Origin of the sequence: Neobacillus niacini, from assembly GCF_031456445.1 — a bacterium.
GTDB classification, from domain to species: Bacteria; Bacillota; Bacilli; order Bacillales; family Cytobacillaceae; genus Neobacillus; species Neobacillus niacini_I.
The window spans coordinates 52,056-71,155 of record NZ_JAVDUQ010000023.1; the positions used below are offsets into that span (position 1 = coordinate 52,056).

At 43.4% G+C, this 19,100-nt stretch carries 19 protein-coding genes; 2 read left to right on the plus strand and 17 right to left on the minus strand.

Going from position 1 to position 19,100, the window contains the following annotated elements; all coding sequences use genetic code 11:
* Window positions 1-14: 14 nt before the first annotated feature.
* Window positions 15-692: a response regulator gene (locus J2Y67_RS17785; RefSeq protein WP_310176184.1), complete on the minus strand. Its 678-nt coding sequence runs from the start codon at window positions 690-692 to the stop codon at window positions 15-17.
* A 212-nt stretch (window positions 693-904) separates the two neighbouring features.
* Between J2Y67_RS17785 and J2Y67_RS17790 the strand changes: the two genes are divergently transcribed.
* Complete coding sequence (locus tag J2Y67_RS17790) at window positions 905-2,173, plus strand: dicarboxylate/amino acid:cation symporter (RefSeq protein WP_310176185.1); 1,269 nt, start codon at window positions 905-907, stop codon at window positions 2,171-2,173.
* A gap of 121 nt (window positions 2,174-2,294) precedes the next feature.
* Here the strand turns inward: J2Y67_RS17790 and J2Y67_RS17795 are convergent, their stop codons facing one another.
* A complete protein-coding gene (locus tag J2Y67_RS17795; RefSeq protein ID WP_310176186.1) occupies window positions 2,295-3,176 on the minus strand; it encodes a LysR family transcriptional regulator in 882 nt (293 codons plus the stop codon).
* Between the two features lie 141 nt (window positions 3,177-3,317).
* Between J2Y67_RS17795 and J2Y67_RS17800 the strand changes: the two genes are divergently transcribed.
* Window positions 3,318-4,226: a DMT family transporter gene (locus J2Y67_RS17800; RefSeq protein WP_310176187.1), complete on the plus strand. Its 909-nt coding sequence runs from the start codon at window positions 3,318-3,320 to the stop codon at window positions 4,224-4,226.
* Window positions 4,227-4,333: 107 nt separating this feature from the next.
* Here J2Y67_RS17800 and gucD read toward each other — a convergent pair whose 3' ends face one another.
* The 15 genes from gucD to J2Y67_RS17875 form a co-directional block, all read right to left on the minus strand.
* Entirely contained in the window at window positions 4,334-5,800 is a 1,467-nt protein-coding gene (gucD, locus tag J2Y67_RS17805) for an alpha-ketoglutaric semialdehyde dehydrogenase GucD (protein WP_310176188.1), read from the minus strand.
* 25 nt (window positions 5,801-5,825) lie between these two features.
* Window positions 5,826-6,809: an NAD(P)-binding domain-containing protein gene (locus tag J2Y67_RS17810; RefSeq protein ID WP_310176189.1), complete on the minus strand. Its 984-nt coding sequence runs from the start codon at window positions 6,807-6,809 to the stop codon at window positions 5,826-5,828.
* Between the two features lie 19 nt (window positions 6,810-6,828).
* Entirely contained in the window at window positions 6,829-7,833 is a 1,005-nt protein-coding gene (locus J2Y67_RS17815; RefSeq protein ID WP_310176190.1) for a proline racemase family protein, read from the minus strand.
* A 12-nt stretch (window positions 7,834-7,845) separates the two neighbouring features.
* Window positions 7,846-8,865, minus strand: a complete 1,020-nt coding sequence (locus tag J2Y67_RS17820) for a proline racemase family protein (RefSeq protein WP_310176219.1) — start codon at window positions 8,863-8,865, stop codon at window positions 7,846-7,848.
* Between the two features lie 19 nt (window positions 8,866-8,884).
* Entirely contained in the window at window positions 8,885-10,072 is a 1,188-nt protein-coding gene (locus J2Y67_RS17825) for an NAD(P)/FAD-dependent oxidoreductase (RefSeq protein WP_310176191.1), read from the minus strand.
* A 144-nt stretch (window positions 10,073-10,216) separates the two neighbouring features.
* Complete coding sequence (locus J2Y67_RS17830; RefSeq protein ID WP_310176192.1) at window positions 10,217-11,455, minus strand: NAD(P)/FAD-dependent oxidoreductase; 1,239 nt, start codon at window positions 11,453-11,455, stop codon at window positions 10,217-10,219.
* Window positions 11,452-11,793: a (2Fe-2S)-binding protein gene (locus tag J2Y67_RS17835; RefSeq protein ID WP_310176193.1), complete on the minus strand. Its 342-nt coding sequence runs from the start codon at window positions 11,791-11,793 to the stop codon at window positions 11,452-11,454. The genes J2Y67_RS17830 and J2Y67_RS17835 overlap by 4 nt, the downstream gene beginning before the upstream one ends.
* Entirely contained in the window at window positions 11,780-12,061 is a 282-nt protein-coding gene (locus J2Y67_RS17840; RefSeq protein ID WP_310176194.1) for a (2Fe-2S)-binding protein, read from the minus strand. Before J2Y67_RS17840 ends, J2Y67_RS17835 begins: the two co-directional genes overlap by 14 nt.
* Before the next feature lie 66 nt (window positions 12,062-12,127).
* Window positions 12,128-13,009, minus strand: coding sequence for a dihydrodipicolinate synthase family protein (locus J2Y67_RS17845; protein WP_310176195.1), 882 nt, complete (start codon window positions 13,007-13,009; stop codon window positions 12,128-12,130).
* Between the two features lie 35 nt (window positions 13,010-13,044).
* Window positions 13,045-13,761, minus strand: a complete 717-nt coding sequence (locus J2Y67_RS17850; protein WP_310176196.1) for an ABC transporter ATP-binding protein — start codon at window positions 13,759-13,761, stop codon at window positions 13,045-13,047.
* A complete protein-coding gene (locus J2Y67_RS17855) occupies window positions 13,758-14,528 on the minus strand; it encodes an ABC transporter ATP-binding protein (protein ID WP_310176197.1) in 771 nt (256 codons plus the stop codon). Before J2Y67_RS17855 ends, J2Y67_RS17850 begins: the two co-directional genes overlap by 4 nt.
* Entirely contained in the window at window positions 14,515-15,498 is a 984-nt protein-coding gene (locus J2Y67_RS17860) for a branched-chain amino acid ABC transporter permease (protein WP_310176198.1), read from the minus strand. Before J2Y67_RS17860 ends, J2Y67_RS17855 begins: the two co-directional genes overlap by 14 nt.
* A gap of 3 nt (window positions 15,499-15,501) precedes the next feature.
* Window positions 15,502-16,398, minus strand: a complete 897-nt coding sequence (locus J2Y67_RS17865; RefSeq protein WP_310176199.1) for a branched-chain amino acid ABC transporter permease — start codon at window positions 16,396-16,398, stop codon at window positions 15,502-15,504.
* Window positions 16,399-16,518: 120 nt separating this feature from the next.
* Window positions 16,519-17,673 carry a branched-chain amino acid ABC transporter substrate-binding protein gene (locus J2Y67_RS17870; protein WP_310176200.1) on the minus strand — a complete coding sequence of 385 codons (1,155 nt, stop codon included), beginning with the start codon at window positions 17,671-17,673 and terminating at the stop codon, window positions 16,519-16,521.
* 52 nt (window positions 17,674-17,725) lie between these two features.
* A complete protein-coding gene (locus J2Y67_RS17875; RefSeq protein ID WP_310176201.1) occupies window positions 17,726-19,024 on the minus strand; it encodes an aconitase X catalytic domain-containing protein in 1,299 nt (432 codons plus the stop codon).
* Between the last annotated feature and the right edge of the window lie 76 nt (window positions 19,025-19,100).

Sequence of the window (19,100 nt, forward strand, 5' to 3'; positions counted from 1 at the left end):
AAACCCTTGTAATCCTAAATTCCGTACCGATTAACTGGTCTACCGACTCCTCCATAATGAACATGAATTTTCACTTTGCCTTCTTTTTCTAAAAAATCGAGGTACCTGCGTGCTGTTACCCGGGCGATTCCAATGCCTTCAGCTACTTCTTCAGCAGAAACAGGTGTTTTTTGAAGAGAAAGATAGTTTGTAATTTTAGTCAAAGTATTCGGATTTAACCCCTTCGGCAGGTTCTCGGGTTCTTGCTCTTCTTTATTTTTTAAAAATAACAGCTGATCTAGCTCATCCTGTCCAAGGGAATCTTTTTCCTCTAATTTCATGCGATATACTTTATAGTTTTCTAGAGATTTCTTAATTCTCTCAAACGTAAAGGGTTTCATAATATAGTCAACCGCCCCCTGCTGGAGGACACGGTGAACCGTTTCAATATCATTTGCGGCTGTTATGGCGATTACATCAACCAATAAATTTTCTGACCGTAATTCTCTCACCATTTCCAAGCCATTAACATGGGGCATATAGATATCGATGATAGCTAAATCAGGCTTGGATTCTTTTATTAATGTCAGACCCTCAAGCCCGTTTGCAGCAGTCCCAATAATTGTAAAACCTTCTAATCTTTCAATAAACTGGCGGTGAACTTCCCGAACCATTGGATCATCTTCTACTAAAATTACCTTGAATGGAAACAACGCAGTTCCCCCCTGTTTTTAAAATACTCTAATCCTATCATCACCTATTTTATCAGTATAGTAAATTGAATAAACACTATTTCCAAGAATTTTTAGATAACAAAAGGAACAATAAGACCAATATGACCAAAATCCAATCTTTTCTGAATTTTCTATTATGATATTGATAGATGGAATGAAAGCGATAACAATTTTTAAAAAGGGGTGTAACGATGAAGAAGATTAATTTTAAAAATTTAACGGTTCAAGTTTTAACAGGTATTCTTCTCGGAGTCATTGTTGGTTTCTTGTTTCCTAAATTCGGGTCAGAACTAAAAGTTTTGGCGGATATTTTTATCAAGCTGATTAAAATGGTCATCGTGCCAATTGTATTCTTCACGATTGTCATTGGAATTGGAAATATGGGAGATTTGAAAAAGGTTGGACGAATTGGCGGTAAAGCACTCCTCTATTTTGAAATTATTTCTACTTTTGCTTTGGGAATTGGTTTATTGCTTGTCAATATCCTTAAACCCGGTTCCGGTTTTGATACACACGGTGCGAAAGCCAGTGATGTTGCCCAATTTACTGAGCAGGCAAAGGAAAGCAGTCACGGATTTGTCGAATTCATTTTAGGAATTATTCCGGATAATTTTGTTGCAGCTATGGCAAATGGACAGCTCCTTCCGATTCTATTCTTCTCCGTTCTTTTTGGGATAGCTCTTGCATCATTTGGAGAAAAAGGCAAGCGGGTTGTTGCCTTGTTTGAGGACTTTACGGAAATCTTCTTTAAAATTGTTAATATTATCATGAAGTTTTCTCCGGTTGCAGCATTTGGTGCAATGGCATTCACGATCGGTAATTTCGGTCTTGGCTCTTTAGTATCGCTTGGAAAATTAATGGGAAGTGTATATGCTACAATGTTTATCTTTATCGTCTTTGTTTTAGGGGCTGTAGCAAAGTTTTACGGCTTTAATATTTTAAAATTCATCGCATATATCAAAGAAGAAATTTTATTAGTATTGGGTACTTCTTCTTCTGAATCAGCATTACCAAGAATGATGGAACGCCTTGAAAAATACGGCTGTTCAAAGTCTGTTGTGGGTCTAGTCGTTCCAACGGGATATTCATTTAACTTGGATGGTACCGCAATTTATCTTTCAATGGCAGCAATTTTTATTGCACAAGCCTATCATGTAGATATTACGATTTGGCACCAAATCACTTTGCTTGGAATTTTAATGCTGACTTCAAAAGGTGCAGCAGGTGTAACCGGTTCCGGTTTTATTACCCTTGCCGCTACCCTTTCAGCTTTTCCGGTTATTCCGGTTGAAGGGATTGCCCTTTTGCTAGGTGTCGACCGCTTCATGTCCGAAGCACGTGCGATTACCAACCTAATCGGAAACGGTGTAGCAACGGTTGTCGTTTCAAAAATGGAAAACGAGTTCCACCCAGAAAGTGAAACAGAAGCAAATAAATCGGATGTAACCGTCAGCGCATAAGAAAATTTTTCATACGGTGTCTGTTGCTATTCATGGACAAATATGGGGATTTTGGCACCTGGAGCGGACACTTTGATAATTTCAAATAGGTAAAGAGCTTGGAGTCAGAAATCCAAGCTCTTTATCTATTATTCGAAAGGGTTAAATACGATTGAATACAGTTAACCAATTTTCTTGACGCCGGAGAAATGTTTTTAAATGAAGGCACGGCGATACCAATCGAGCGATAATAATCCCCTTCCAGGCTAAGAACGCAGACATTATTTGGTACCCGGTTTAAGACCATTTCGGGCAGGATACTGATACCCAATCCATTTTGCACCATGGATATAATCGCTTGGTCATCCTCCAACTCAAATTTGATGTTGGGGGTCACATTATTTTCTTTTAATATCCTTCTTACGTCATTATCACAGCTTTTCGTTGGCATAATAAACAATTCTTCTTTGATCTGGTGAAAACTAACCACCTTTTGTTGATTGAGTGGATGATGATCCGGAACAATTACGAGCATTCTATCTTTTTTAAGTGGAATCACCTCCAATGACTTCACTGTGGGTAACGATAAAAATCCAAAATCAACAGCACCGCTTGAGACCCAATGTTCGATCTCCTCATAATCCCCATCCAGCAATTTAATCTCTATGGAAGGGTGGGATTCATTAAATCGCCTTAAGATTTCAGGCAGCCAATTAATTGAAACACTCGAAAAGGTACCAATCCGAACGGTTCCGACTTCTAATCCATTGATTCTAGCAATTTGCTGCATCATTTGCTCATTGCATTTTAAAATGTCACGGATGTATTGCAAGACAAATTCACCGTTACTCGTCAACTGAATACCTGTCCGACCTCTAATGAGAATGGAAAACCCCCATTCTGATTCTAGACTGGCTATTGCATGACTGACAGCTGACTGGGTTAACCCTAGTTCTGTCGCTGCTTCAGTCAAACTTCCTAATTCTACAATCGTACTAAAAATCTCAAACTTAACAAGTGACACACCTTCATCCCCTCCTTATATGAATTTTTTTCAAGTAAACCATTAATAACATTCATTTTTTTTATCTTTAATTTACCTGTATACTACGTAATAAGCAACTAAATTCTGAACAGTTAAATATTTAAAAAGGCAGGGAACGAAATGATGACTCAATCAAAAGCAAATTTTATGTTACTAATCGTAACCATTTTTTGGGGCTCGTCTTATCTATTTATGAAAATGGGTCTCACCGTTATCCCTGAATTTACTCTAATCGCATTACGTTTCGGCATCGCCTTTATTTTAGCCGGAACCCTTTTTTTCCGACGCTTGCTTCATGCGGGTTTTAAAACGATCCAATATGCTTTTTACTTAGGGACTATTTTGTTTTTTGTATTTATCTCGATTACATTCGGAATAAAAACGACGACTGCTTCCAATGCAGGATTTTTAGTTAGTCTAACGGTCATTTTTGTCCCGCTCTTATTAGCGCTTTATTTAAAAAGGATGCCTGAGAAACGTATTCTCTTTGGGATTAGTTTTGCTTTAATCGGTATTGGTTTTTTAACCTTACATCATCAATTCATCATCAGTTTTGGAGACTTTTTATGTATTATAGGAGCATTGTTTTATGCAATTCACATCATTGTAACCGGAAAACTAACAAAAGATGTCGATTCAATTTCTCTTGGAATTTTACAACTTGGTTTTGCCGGAGCATGGGGACTATTATTTTCCTTGATTGTGGAAAAACCTCAACTGCCCAGTACATTGGATTCTTGGGTTGCAGTTCTTGGCTTGGGTGTATTTTGCAGTGCATTTGGGTTCGTCGTGCAAACCATTGCCCAAAAATATACGACGCCAACCCATACAGGGCTGCTTTTTTCATTGGAACCCGTTTTTGCAGCTTTCTTTGCTTTTGCTTTCGCAGGCGAAATGCTGACAGCAAAAGGATATTTGGGTGCATCATTAGTCTTAATAGGTGTTCTTACAGCCGAAGTGGATGTTAAAAAATTTTTATTGAAAAAAGAAGCCTGCAAAACAAACCAAGGTTGTGAAATGACGAAATAGTCAGTTCCCAACCTTGGTTCAATTTTTGTATAAAAAATAGTTATCATCGAATGTCTTCCTAACAGCGGGCAAAAAGCAAAATATGTTTACGAACTAGGATGTCAGCTTTACCCTTTCACAAACACGGTTTTAATGGCGGTGAAGAATTCTTTGGCGGCTTCGCCTTGTTCGCGTGATCCGGAGGAGGAGGATTTCATTCCTCCGAATGGGGCTTGAAGTTCGACGCCGGCACTTTCGGCATTAATCCGCACCAAGCCCGCCTCCATATCATCTATAAATGTAAGCATTTTCCCAATATTGGTGGTAAAGATAGATGCACTTAACCCATATTCTGAATCATTGGCGATTTCAATCGCTTTTTCCAGCGAATCTACTTTGATTAACGCCAGCACCGGTCCGAAAATCTCTTCCCGGGCAATCGCCATATCCGTGGTAACACCCTCAAAAACGGTTGGATTGATATAAAATCCAGCCTTTAAACCCGATTCAACAGGCTGGTCACCGCCGCAAAGCAAGATGGCTCCTTCCTTCTTCGCGGCTTTAATATAATACTTCACGGTATTTAATTGGCTCTCACTTGCACAAGGTCCCATCCACGTGTCTTCAGCAAGCCCGTCACCAACCTTAATACCGCGAACTTTCTCGAGTAATAATTCCTTAAACGCATCATACACCTTTTCGTGAACAATCACCCGGCTCGTGCAAGTACATTTTTGGCCGGTTGATTTTAGCCCCCCGCTAATCACAGCGTCTGCTGCTTTCACCAAATCGGCATCCTCGGCAACGATCACCGGGTTTTTCCCGCCCATTTCAAGTTGGAATTTCGCACCGCGGGTGACGGCCACTTGCCCAACCCTTTTCCCTGTTGCTGAAGATCCTGTAAACGTAATTCCATTGATATCGGGATGTTCAATAAGTCCATTTCCAATCACCGAACCTGAACCAGTTACGAAATTTAAAACACCCTTTGGCAGCCCTGCTTTCTCAAAGCACTCCACCACTTTTGCCGCGGTTACCGCAGCTTCTGTCGCCGGCTTAAAAACAACGGTGTTCCCGTAAATTAAGGCAGGTGCAATTTTCCATATCGGAATTGCTACAGGGAAATTCCATGGTGTAATCACACCGACTACTCCTAAAGGTGCCCTGGAGGTAAACATTAAGGCACCGCTATCAGATGATGGGATAACATCACCCGATTTGCGCATCCCTTCCCCTGCATAATAGCGCAAGATCGCTACACCACGAGCCGTTTCCCCTTTTGTTTCCGGCAGGGTTTTCCCCATTTCCCGTGTCATCATCTCGGCGATTTCATCCAAATTTGCCTCCAAAATATCGGCAACCTTAAACAAATAATTTCCCCTTGCCGGTCCGCCAAGCTTCCACCACGATTTTTTTGCCGCTTTTGCCGCATCAACAGCCGCTTTTATATCGGTAAGTGTTGATTTTTGCACCTTTCCGACCACTTCATAGCGGTTCGCCGGATTAATACTTTTAATTACCTCACCGGATTCACTTTCTACCCATTCCCCATTAATAAAATTAAAATATGTTTTTGTAAAAACCTCCGTTTGCATTTCTTAAACACCGCCTATTAAAATATTAAAGTTTTACTTTTTGACCGATCCCCAATTCCAAAGCCTTATCATAAATCGCCTTAGCGACGACCACATCCATCGCCGCCAAACCAACCGATTTAAATACGGTAATCTCTTCGATTGATTCCCTTCCCGCTTTCATCCCATTGATGATTTCACCGAGTTCACCATAAAGATTCTCCGCTTGAAAAAGTCCCGCTTCAATTGGATTAATTAAATCACCGCATTCCTCCAATGCAGCTTCCCTGGATTCGACCACTACTTTTGCAGCACTCGTAATAATCTCCGTCGGTATTTCCTGCATACTTGGTTTAAAAGAGCCCACCCCGTTAATATGTACACCATGCGAAACACTTTCAGCGGAAAAAACCGGCCTTTCTGAAGTGGTCGCTGTCACAATAATATCGGCACCCCTTACTGCCTCATCTGCATCGTCCGCAATGACAACCTCCGGACATTGATCCTGATAGCGAGTCTTTAATTCCTCTGCCAATACAGAAGCTTTTGACTTCGTTCTATTATATAAGCGAATTTCCCTAATCGAAGGCCGAACATGTAAAATCGCTTCAATCAATCCTCTTGCCTGGCTACCTGTCCCAATCACCCCCAGCACCAACGCATTCTCTTTAGCAAGATACTTAGTTGCAAGACCGGAAGCAGCACCGGTCCGCAAAACCGTTAAGCTTGAAGATTCCATTAAGGCTAACGGCTCCCCTGTTTCAACATCCGATAAAACCATGACACCGTATATGGTTTTGTCTTTATTTTTTGGAAAAACGGAGACGAATTTAACCCCTAGACCTCCTCCGGATTCAACTAAGGATGGCATGAACAAGGCTGTTCCCTCTGTTTGAGACGTGCTGATTGTCGTGCGAACCGGTGTAACCGTTCGCCCCTCGGAATATTCAACGAGCGCCACTTCCACTGCCTTCATGACACTTTCCATCGAAATCGCTTTTTTTATTTCTGCTTCACTAATAACTAACATTCTCTTACCTCCATTTTTCTTACCCGATTAAAAACCCTTCATGCAGCGGGTCTGTTGGATCAACAACAAACTGATGCATTCCCGTAATAAAGGCATTCCCGGTGATTTTCGGAATCACCGCCGAATAAGGACCGAATTCAGTTTCATCTATAATTTCCGCCACAAATTGGCTGTTCACAATACTCTCATGTACAAATCGCTGTCCTATCTGAAGCAGGCTTTTTTGCTTCAGAAGCGCTACACGTGCACCCGTCCCGCTTCCACATGGGGAGCGATCAACCTGCCCATCCGCAAAAATCGTCACATTCCGCGAATCGGAATCCTCAAGCTCGGGATCATCTGTAAAAATCACCCCGTAAATGCCATTGATATCTTTTTCAAATGGATGAACGACCTCAATGGACGACTCAATTTCTCGTTTAATCACCATGCCAATTTTTTGTAAAGTCGCCAGATGATCAATATCGACTTTTCGACCAAATTCCTTTGCATCAACAATCGCATAAAATGCGCCGCCATAGGCAATATCAACCGTATAATTTTTCCCATCCACCACCACAGGGTAATTTTCATAAAAAACAAAGGAAGGAACATTTTCAAATGTCACTGACTTTACTTTTGTTCCTTCACACTGTGCATGGGCTGTCAGCTTCCCGGCTGGACTGTCTATCATTACTCGCGTTTCCTCGCTGGTTGCCGCAACTAACCCGCTTTCAATTGCATAAGTAACCGCTGCAATCGTTCCATGACCGCACATCGTACTAAGCCCTTCATTATGCATAAATAAAATGCCAAAATCGGAATCCTCCCGTTCCGGCGGGGTGATCACGCAGCCGTACATCCCGTGGTGACCCCTCGGTTCAAACATCAACACCTGGCGAATCTCATCGTGGTATTTTTTAAAATAAGCACGCTTTTCCAATATGGTATCCCCTTTTAAAAAGGGAACCCCTGATGTAATGATTCGAAAGGGCTCGCCGCCCGTGTGCATATCAACAGTTGAAAAATGCTTCGTAAACTTCACCGCTCTCCCCCCTTAATGATCCTCCGCTGGAATTAATAAAAATCCTTCATTTAATTCATCTTCTTCGTTATAAAGGAATGTATGGAAACCCATCACCCATGCCGATCCCGTTATTTCCGGAATGACTGCCGGGCAGCCCTGGACTTCACCTGTTTCCAAAATTCGGGCCTTAAATAATGAACCGACAATGCTTTCATGAACAAATTCTTCACCAATCGCCAAATCTCCTTTATTAAATAGTACAGCTAATTTTGCTGAAGTCCCCGTTCCGCATGGAGAGCGGTCAATTCCACCCGGCGGCACGACAACCGTATTTTTCAAATCGGCATCCGGATGGACCGGATCGGTAAAAAATTCTATGTGGGTCAGACCGCTGATAAATGGAAATACAGGATGAACAATTTGATGCTGCCGATTGATTGTTTTGCGAATTTCGATTGCTTTTTCAATAATCTCAGTGGCATTTGAGGGGACTAACTCTAAATTCAACTTTCGCGCATCAATAATCCCGTAAAAATTGCCCCCGTACGCGATATCACAATCGATTTCACCAAAACCCTCGACCCCAACTTTAATAGACTGATATAAAAACGATTCAATATTTCGAAAGGTCACTTGCTTAGCTTTGCCATTTTCAACTAAAATTTCTGTTTTGACCAAGCCTGCAGGGGTGTCCAGTGTAATGTACGTGATGGGCTCCGTCGCATCCACCATTCCCGATTCAATTAACGCGGTACAAACGCCAATCGTGTCATGGCCGCACATCGGTAAATAGCCGCCGGTTTCGATAAAAATAACGCCAACATCCGCATCAGGATGACAAGGGTCGGTTAATAATGCGCCCGACATCACGCCATGTCCCCGTGGTTCGTTCATTAAAAATTTGCGAATCCAGTCATATTGATTTTTCATTTGCAGCATTTTTTCTGACATGGTATTACCTGTCAGTTTTGGAATACCACTCGTAACCGTGCGTGTTGGGTTCCCGCCTGTATGTGTGTCAATCGTAGTAAACATTTTTTTCGCCGATATCATCTATTCCACCTCATTTCTAATATTCAAGGGTATAGGAAGGCGTAAAGCGATCATGCCGAAGCGGTTCCACAGGAATTATCGTTTTTTCACGCCCTTCAATCATTTCAGAAATCAGTTTGCCGGTTACTGCCGCAAGACTAATGCCGTCTCCCTCATGTCCGGCTGCAATATAGTAACCCGGGGTTTCCTCTACATGAGAAATCACCGGTAAATGATCGGGAGTCCATGGGCGTAGACCCGCATAGGCCCTTATAAAATTCATTTCCTTTAGTTTTGGATAAAAACGAATGGCCCTCCTTGCAATGCAATGGACGACATCCATATCAACTTTCGTGTTAAAACCAACAAATTGCCGGCTGCTTCCAATTAAAAAGTTTTGACTGACAGTTGGTTCGAACACTAAAGCAACCCCGTATTTTTCGGTTTCAGCGTCTACCTTCCTCTCCCCGCCGAATTTGGACAGCAGATAACCAAATTCCATTACTTTTCTGAGTCCAATTGGGAGATTGCGAGAGGCTACAATGATATGACCTTTACGCGGTTGGATAGGAAGATCTACTCCAACCATTTCAGCCAGTTTGGGTGCCCAAATGCCCCCGGCATTGACGACCTTTTTTGCCGTGAAGTCGCCATTTGAAGTGGAAACATGAAAAATATCATCTGCCAGTACTTTTTTTACGCTTCGAACTTCGGTGTTTTTCACAATTCTTGCCCCTAACTTTTGAGCACCTTCAAATAATGCATAGGTTAATAGGTACGGATTTACCGTTGAATCTGAGGGACATTCCAATCCGCCTAAAAGATCATCGGCAAAATAGGCTGAATCCTGCCTGATATCCTCCCGGTCGAGCAGGCGCATGGGCACTCCCGTTCTATTTTGGCGGTCCACCCATTTTTCAGCAGCCAGCATTTCTTCCTCCGTTTCACAGACAAGAATGCTTCCCGGTGCACGGTACTCAAATTCAGAAGGCAGCTCACTGCTTAATTCATGGACCAATTTTTGACTATGTAAGGACATTTCCGAATCAAAGCCGGGGTCTTTGTCGATGGCTAAAATATTGCCGTCACAACGGGAGGAAGTGCCGCTGGCTAATTCGTTTTTTTCAATCACCGTCACATCTAATCCAAGTTTTGAAGTATAGTAGGCAATCGCAGCCCCGATGACACCGCCGCCAATGATTACAACCTCTGAATGTGTTTTCATAGTTATCCCTCTTTTGAAAGACTTTTATATTTATCTGCGCAAAAATGACTTTTATCTGCGATCCTTCAGGTTTTATCTGCGTACCTAGACCATTTATCTGCGTAATTTCAGCTTTTATTTGCGATGCGTCCTTTTTGAAAAAAATTATCCCTTTTTCACGTATAACTGATTTCCCGTTTCCGCCTCCAACACCTTAAAAGCCATTTCCATCTGCTCTCTGCCTTTTTCAATCCCGGGGTGGAATTGAATAACGGCATTTTGCCTATTTGTTTCAACCTTCTCGAGGGCTGCCCTTAAAGGCTCCTCAAATGAGCGGGTTCCTAGTAACTCCTCCGCAATGGAATAGCCTGCTACCTCTCCCTGGGCCATGGCAACTTTTGCACTTTCAATTCCGGTAATGTTTCCGGCAACAAATAGCCCCTTTAGACCTGTTTTCATTTTTTCACTATGAACCGGAACATGCCCACCGAGCTCTTCAACATAGCGAAAAGAGCATCCGGCAACCGCTGCCAATTCCACAAGTGGATACAAGCCTCCGGCAATACAGACAAAATCCACTTCAATCAAACGTTCTGTACCTTCAACTGGATTTCCATTCAAATCGATATCGACCACACGAACGCCCTTGACCTGCTCTGTCCCGATAATTTCTAATACAGCCTGCCGCAGCTTGACGGGAATACCCCAGACACGGAAACCACCTTTTGGATAAAACTTCAATCCTAACCGTTTCATCGACGTCGATTTCATCATCCCGCTGCCAAAACGAAGAAATTTGGACGGGGCAAGATGAGCAACACGCAAAAGCGAATCCATGACTTTCCCCGGATCACCAGCATCTTCGGTAATCAAATTTTTTACCGGAAGCATCATTGATTCGACTTCTACCCCTGCTAAAACCAACTCCCGGGCAATTGCAGTAGATAAAATGTTAACCCCAACAATCACACCTCGTTGTCCCGGTCTTACCCGGTGAACATTCGTCATTACTTGGGCGGCACCGATTGTCATGACCCCCGGGAGAGTCCAGCCGGCAATCGGAAGCGCCGTTTCTGCCGCACCCGTGGCCAGCAGCAATGCTTTGGATCTAATAGTTTCCTTTGTGGTGTACACCTTCCATACATCCCCCGACCGTTTAAGGTTATAGACCGATACCCCCATATCAAATTCCACACCTAATTCACGAGCTTCCGAAATCAGACGTTCAGCCGTTTCGATTCCATTCCACCAGGTACCATCCGGTTCTTCATGCAACTGACCAAGCAGCCTGCCGCCAGGTCGTACAAACTCATCGACCACTCTCACACGTAAGCCTGCCCGTGCGCAGACAATCGCTGCCGTAATACCCGCTGGTCCCGCTCCAACAATAAGAACATCCATCACAAGGGATCGCCTTCTTTCTTAAATGGAGTAGGCAGCTTTTCTCCTGAACGTACGGTCATTCCAGTCTGAATTGGGGTTAAACATGCCCGTACACCCAACACGCCGTCAACCTGGACCCGGCATTCATAGCAATGACCGATATTACAATAGATTCCACGCGGTGTACCAGTCTCCTCCTGACATCTTAATGTCCGAACCCCGCTGGCTAGAAGCGCTGCTGCAATCGTTTCTCCTTCCAATCCGCTATATCCCTGATCGTTAAACGTAAAATTCACAAGACCTTTAATCTTTAAATCTCCTAATATAGGATGCTGGACTACGCGGTTATTCTTTTCCATTAGAATCATTCCCAATCATAAAAAATTGGATCGGACGAACAGGCGGCTGATAGCCGAGTGGAATATCGTTCGGCCGCTCTTTCCCCGTTTGTTTTTCAACAATTCTATCAATTAGATTGCGGCAGGTCCGGCCGCCGCAATATCCCATTCCTGCCCTTGTACGGAGTTTCAGTTCCCTGGAGGAACACCCGTGAACCTGAGCCGTTTCCATTAAATCCTCTAAATAAACTTCTTCACAGCGGCAGACCACTGTTTTCGGTTTCTCCAAAACAAACACCACACTTCCCAATAGAATATAGGGGGAACAAAAACCTCCCCCCTAAATCCTCCAAATTTATTTCACCTTCACACTGACTGCCTGCTCGAACGCCTCTTTAATTTTCTGAAGTTCACTCTCTGGAAGGGGCATTCTTGGCGGGCGAGTTGGTCCCACCGGTCTCCCAGCAAGCTCCATCGAATATTTAATCGCCTGGACGAGCTGCGGTTTTGCATCATAATGGTACAGTGGCAGTGAAGGCCGATAGAGTTCCAACGCTTCTTTTACTCTGCCTTGGGTAGCTAATTCAAATATCCGTACCCCTTCTCTCGGAAAAACATTTGGGAATCCAGCAATCCAGCCAGTTGCCCCGGCAATCGGACCCTCCATCGCTAAATCATCTACACCGATCATGACTTCTAAGTCGGTTTTCGATAAGATATCATGAACACGACGGATATCTCCTGAGAATTCCTTTACGGCAACCACATTTTCAATCGCCGAAAGCTTCTTCAATAAATCGGGAGTTAAATCAACCTTGTAATCATGCGGATTGTTGTAGGCAATAATAGGAATGCCCACATCCGATAATGCCTCGTAATGAGCAAAAATTTCCGCTTCAGTCGGATTATAGTTAATCGGCGGCAGCGCCATAATTCCAGCCGCACCAGCAGCCTTTGCATGACGTGCCCATCCCGCTGCCTGTTCAGTGGACGGCGCACCCGTGCCGACTACAACCGGCACTCTGCCATTTGCCGCATCAATGACGGTTTCAATAACCTTTGCCCGCTCCTCAGCAGTCAGCGCAGCATATTCCCCAACTGACCCTGCCGGGATAATTCCGTGCACACCTTCCTTAATCAGCCAATCCACATGCTCTTCCAACCGCTTAAAATCAACCTGATATTCTTCCGTAAAAGGGGTAATAATCGCTACATAAACTCCTGTAAACTTTGCCATCCCGCATTCTCCTCTCAATTTCGTAAATTTGTATATTAAGCTAAATAGGCATTAACCACTTTACTATCCTCTTGCAAATCCGTTGCCGAGCCCTCCATCGTCAATATGCCCGTTTCCAGCACATAACCCCTAGTCGCCAGCTTCAATGCTGCGCGTACATTCTGTTCGACCAGCAAAATCGGTGTCCCTTGTTTGTTAATATTGCGGATAATCTTCATAATTTCTTTGACAATAATCGGCGCAAGCCCCATTGACGGTTCATCAAGCATTAACAGCTTCGGCTCCACCATCAATCCGCGGCCAATCGCCAGCATTTGCTGTTCCCCACCGGATAATGTTCCTGCCTTTTGTTTCGCCCGCTCTTTTAATCGCGGAAATAGCTCGAAAATATTTTCCACATTATCCTTTATATGATTTTTTTTCTTTCTTTGGGTAAAGCCGCCCAGTTCGAGGTTTTCAAGAACGGTCATTGTGCCGAAAATCCTTCTGCCCTCCGGAACATGGACAACTCCCAGTTCAACAATTTCATGTGGACGCAATTTCGTGATTTCCTGCCCTAAAAAAATAATCGAACCATTTTGGGTTTTCACGAGACCAGAAATGGTTTTCAGCAGGGTGCTTTTTCCGGCACCGTTACTGCCAAGCATCGTCACAATTTCTCCTGGATAAATGGAAGCACTTACCTGTTCTAGTGCCTGAATTTTTCCATAATAAGAGTCTACATTTTTCAACTCTAGGACGGGAGTGCTCATTCGTCGTCCTCCTTTCCCAAATAGGCTTCGATCACAAGTTGATTTTGGAAGACTTCTTCTGGGCTGCCATCGGCAATTTTTTTCCCATAATCCAAAACCGTTACATAGTCGGCTAATTTACTAACAAGGCCGATATCATGTTCGATGATAAAAATCGTCAGGTCATATTCCTTATGAATTCGTTGAATCAACTTAATCAGTTCTTCCCGTTCACCTTTGTTCAGTCCGGCAGCAGGTTCATCAAGCAGCAACAGCTTCGGCTGTGAGGCAAGGGCTCTGGCAATTTCCACCTTGCGCTGCAGCCCATATGGCAGGTTTTTCGCATGGCGGTTTGCATACTTACTGACGCCGACAAATTCCATTGCCGATTCTGCTACGGCTCTAATTAACTCTTCTTCTTTTCTTTGGGCTGGTGTACGGAAAATAGCACCAAGATAGCCCTGCTTTGTTTTGCTATGCATCCCGCTCATCACATTTTCAAGAACCGTCAACGAAGGAAAAAGGCGGATATTCTGAAAGGTTCGGGCCATACCCAATTCAGTGATTTTACTTGGCTTTTTCCGGACAATATTATTACCATCAAAAATGATATTTCCTTTGCTAGGTTTGTAGAACCCGGTAATGATGTTAAACATCGAAGTTTTTCCTGCCCCATTTGGTCCAACCAGACCAATGATTTTGCCTTTTTCAATCGTGAAACTGACATTATCAACCGCCTTTAGGCCACCGAACTGCAAGGTTACATTTTCGATACTAACTAGCGACATGGTGATCCGCCTCCGTTTCTTTTCCAACCGAAGCCGATGCTTTTTCCTTTACAGAAGGCCATAATCCTTCCGGACGGAAAATCATCATGACAACCAGGAGTCCGCCAAAGATCAGCAGGCGCCAATCAGAAAAATCACGCATGACTTCCGGAAGCAGGATGACAAACACCGCCCCTAGAACCACTCCCGGAATTCTGCCTAGTCCGCCTAGGACAACAGCTAACAGAATCATTGCGGATTGGTTAAAGCTAAAGCTCTGCGGTGAAATCGCGGTCATTTTTACCGCAAAAATCGAACCGCCAAAGCCGCCGACGATCGCACCAAAAATATAGGCTAATAGTTTTGTCTTCCAACGGTTGATTCCCATTGCTTCCGCTGCATCCTCATCCTCGCGTATATATTGCCAGGCCCGGCCTAGGCGGGAGTCCCCTAGTCTTCTGACAATAAAAATCATTAAAATAACCGATATAAACGCCAGATAGTAAACCCCTGTCAGACCTGTTAATTGGAAGGAGCCAATTGATGGCTTGGGAATCCCAAAAATTCCGGTTGCGCCGCCGGTAAAATGTAGATTAATTGCAGAGATCCGGACGATTTCGCCAAAACCTAATGTGACAATCGCTAGATAATCGCTTCTGAGGCGGAGTGTTGGCGCCCCGATAATCACGCCTGCAATTGCGGACAGTATCGCAGAGGCAATAATCGCAATCCAAAAGGATAGATGGTATTGTGTCATTAAAATTCCCGTTGTGTAGGCGCCAACGGCAAAGAATGCTGAAAACCCTAAATCTAGCAGACCGCAAAAACCAACGACAATGTTTAAACCTAATGCAAGAATGATATAAATCAGTGCCATCAGCGCAACATCAATCCAATAGTTGTCTGAAATCAAGGGCAGGCATGCCATCACGAGAACGAATACACCAAGGGCTGCTATTTTCAAATAGTTTTTTTGAACCGCTTTGTCCATATGCTACACCCTTTCCACTTCATTCTCACCAAGGATTCCCGTTGGTTTAAAGATGAGTAACAGAATCAAGATTCCAAAGGCAAAAACATCCTTCCAGGCGCTTCCAACATAAACTGTACCGACTGTTTCAACAATTCCTAGCAGCAATCCGCCCAGCATGGCTCCTTTGACACTGCCAATTCCGCCGATTACCGCCGCTGTGAAAGCTTTTAAACCAATGATAAACCCCATGAGGAAATTGATTTGTCCATAATAAACCCCGTCCATCACCCCTGCTGCGGCAGCAAGTGAGGAACCGATAAAGAACGTCACCGCAATGATGCGGTGAACGGCAATCCCCATTAAGGAGGTAGCCGTCGAATCAATGGCAATCGATCGCATGGCTTTTCCGTATAATGTTTTGTGAATAAAAATATGTAATGCCACCATCATGAAAATAGAGAAGATAATAATACCCAATTGCATGTAAGACAGATTTGCTCCAAGGATTTGAAACCCTTTATTTGATAGATGAACAGGATAGACACGAAAGCTAGCACCATAGGTAAGCATGATCCCATTTTGTAAAAATAACGAGACCCCAACGGCTGTAATTAAAACTGCCAGTCTTGATGGTGCATTAAATAGAGGGCGATAGGCAATTCTTTCAACTAATACACCAAAAAGTCCGATCACAATCATGGATATTAAAAGGGCTAACCCTACTCCTAGTAAACTAGGCATTCCAGTCAAAAAAGATAACACGGTGAAACCGACGAAAGAACCTACCATAAATATATCGCCATGTGCAAAGTTCAAAAGCCTAATGACACCGAACACCATCGTATAGCCCAAAGCAATTAAGCTGTAAAAACAGCCAATGATGATCGCATTTATACATTGTTGTATAAATATATCCATCTAGATCCCCCTTTCATTGGGGGGGCCCGTTTGAACCCGGGACACCCCTAAATCTGATTTTAAATCGTTGAACTTTAATAACTGTCTAGCCTAAAAACCGAACAGGAGCTCCCTGCTTTTCTATTGTGCCAATGACATTTGATCATTTTTAACAATTAATACCACAAAGTTAGAAGTGGCAGTTTCTCCATTTTCCTTAAACTTCAATGGACCGCTGAAAGTTTCAAATCCATCCGTCTCGCTAAGAGCCTTGATAATTTTATCCTTATCCGTTGAACCCGCACGTTTGATTGCATCCGCCATGACTTTCATCCCATCATAAGAAATGGCAGAGTATGGTCCTGGATCTGCACCAAATTTTTCTTTATATTTTGGAATCCAATCCTTTGCACTTTCTTGGAATTGCGGTGTTGGAGTGGTCGTTACAAATAGACCTTCTGCAGCTTCCGGTCCGGCAATCTTAATAATGGTTGGGTCGTTTGAGCCATCCCCTACGCCAAAGGCACCGGAAACACCTGCTTGATGGAACTGTTTTGCCAAAAGTCCGCCGACATTATAGTATCCAGTCCAATAGGTAGCATCAGGTTTAAGTTCCTTTAGCTTCGTCATGAGCGAGTTAAAATCTTTTTCCTCCGGGTTAACTGCGTCAAATGCGATGACCTTTGCCCCCATCTCTTTTACTTCATCTCTTGTTCTTTCAGCTAAGTCTACTGCATAAGCAGAGTTATCATTGATTATCGCGATTTTTTTAGCGCCTAATTTGTTTACCATATATTCTCCAGCAGATTTTGCCTGTGCAGGTGCCGTACTATTTAATAGAAAAATATCTTTGAAGCCTTGCTCCGGGATTTTTGCAGAGTTAGCAGCTGTTAAAATCCAAGGGATATCCGCTTGGTTCATCACGCCTGATGCCGGCAGAACGGCTCCTGAGCAGTAACCGCCGACAACTGCTACAACATCCTCTGATACCAGTTTGTTGGCACCGGCAGTAGCAATTTGTGGATCACAGCCTTCGTCTTCGTTTACTAGTTTGATTTTTTTCCCATTGATTCCCCCTGCTGCATTGATTTCATCCGCTGCCATCTGAATCGCATTGTTCATATCTTCACCCATTTTTGCACTAGAACCTGTGATGGGGGTTAACGTTCCAATTAATATATTGCCGCCTTTGTCCTTGCCATCAGAGGAATCTGAGCCTCCAGTATTCGAGGAACAGGCGGTAATCATCATCATGACGATAACTAGTAATCCTAAGCGAGAAACCCATTTACTCATTCAAAATTTCCCCTTTCTTTTTCTAAAATAGTTTTGAAAACGGTTTCATCAATTAGTAAAGCCATTTCGGTCGGCTAATGATTGGTCTTCCTGCTATTGCAGAACGTACGCAATCTTTTAAACTACTAAAATAAATCTTGCGATTCACAAGACCAGGTGCATAATGAGCATATTTTGCCGAGTTGGTCATTAATGTTTGACAATAATCCGGAATCACCGGGGTGTTAATCATACATAAACAAGTATCGGTCAAAAATTTAATTCCAAAGTTTTCAATTCTTGTGGCTATACCATTGGTGAGGGCTTTTTCGTAAACGTATTGGGAGGTCGTGATGATGAATTCTGACTGGACTTTTAAAGGAGATGTTTTTTCGGATAAGGTCTGGGCTTGTTCCGCTTCCCTTTCAATTATTTCTGCCAAATGCTCGCATTCCTCATAGGAAAAATGCGGACTTCCAAGTGTGATCATATCAACCTTTGCCTCCGCTCCGGAAGATAATTTCTCCCACACTTCCTGCAGTTCTGCTTTTGACACTTTATGTATGGAAGCTGGAGGTTTATTGCCCAATGCTTTTTCTACTGTTGGCGCCTCAGGTGTAATCCCGACAATATGAAACATTCCCACAGAACCGGCTGTAGCACAGGCAGCGCCAAATGCCTTTAAATCATCGGCTGAGGGAGAATGGTTAAGACCTACAATCACGGGGACTCCGCCATTTACCTTCTGGCCAACCAGGTATCCAAACACAGGATAGAAAAAGGAATCAATCTCTTGAACGTCTCCGACATCGATTAAAATGGTACCTTTTCTGTTTTCCTCAAGATGAAGACCTGTTAAGGGAACCCGACCGGTGATTGCCGCACAGATATCCATCAAATCCCCATACCGATTTGTTTTTGCCCCTAGGACACTATTGGCATAGACAACTGCATTCGATTCTGCCCAAGCGATATCCATACCTTTTTGCGGTTTTTCTGGCAGCAAGTATGGTGCGCAGGTAAAGGTCGGCTTGGCTCCCATACGGAGATAGGCATCGGCAAGCCTTTGAGCGGAATTGGCCCATTCGGCTTCGACTCCCTGGTCCTTCCAGCGTTTTCGGTCAATCGAAATGGCATTCATTGTGGTTGGAACGGTGACCCTCCCGCCCAATTCAGCCAGTGTTTCTGCAAAATGAAGGCTTGCCGGTCCAGTATAAATGCAGCCATCAATATGGGCACACTCAATGTCAATTAACTTTTTCGCTCCTTGAATTTCCGCCATTCGGACGATAACCCTCATCGCTAACTGTATTGCTTTGCCTTCATTTCCAATGAGAATGCTTCGATCCTGTTTCGTCAATTCAACCTGCATCTTAGACACCTGCCAATTATGATCTAAGTCTATGTTTTAACCTTTAACCACCCCCATTCAGAATTTTTTCTGGCAT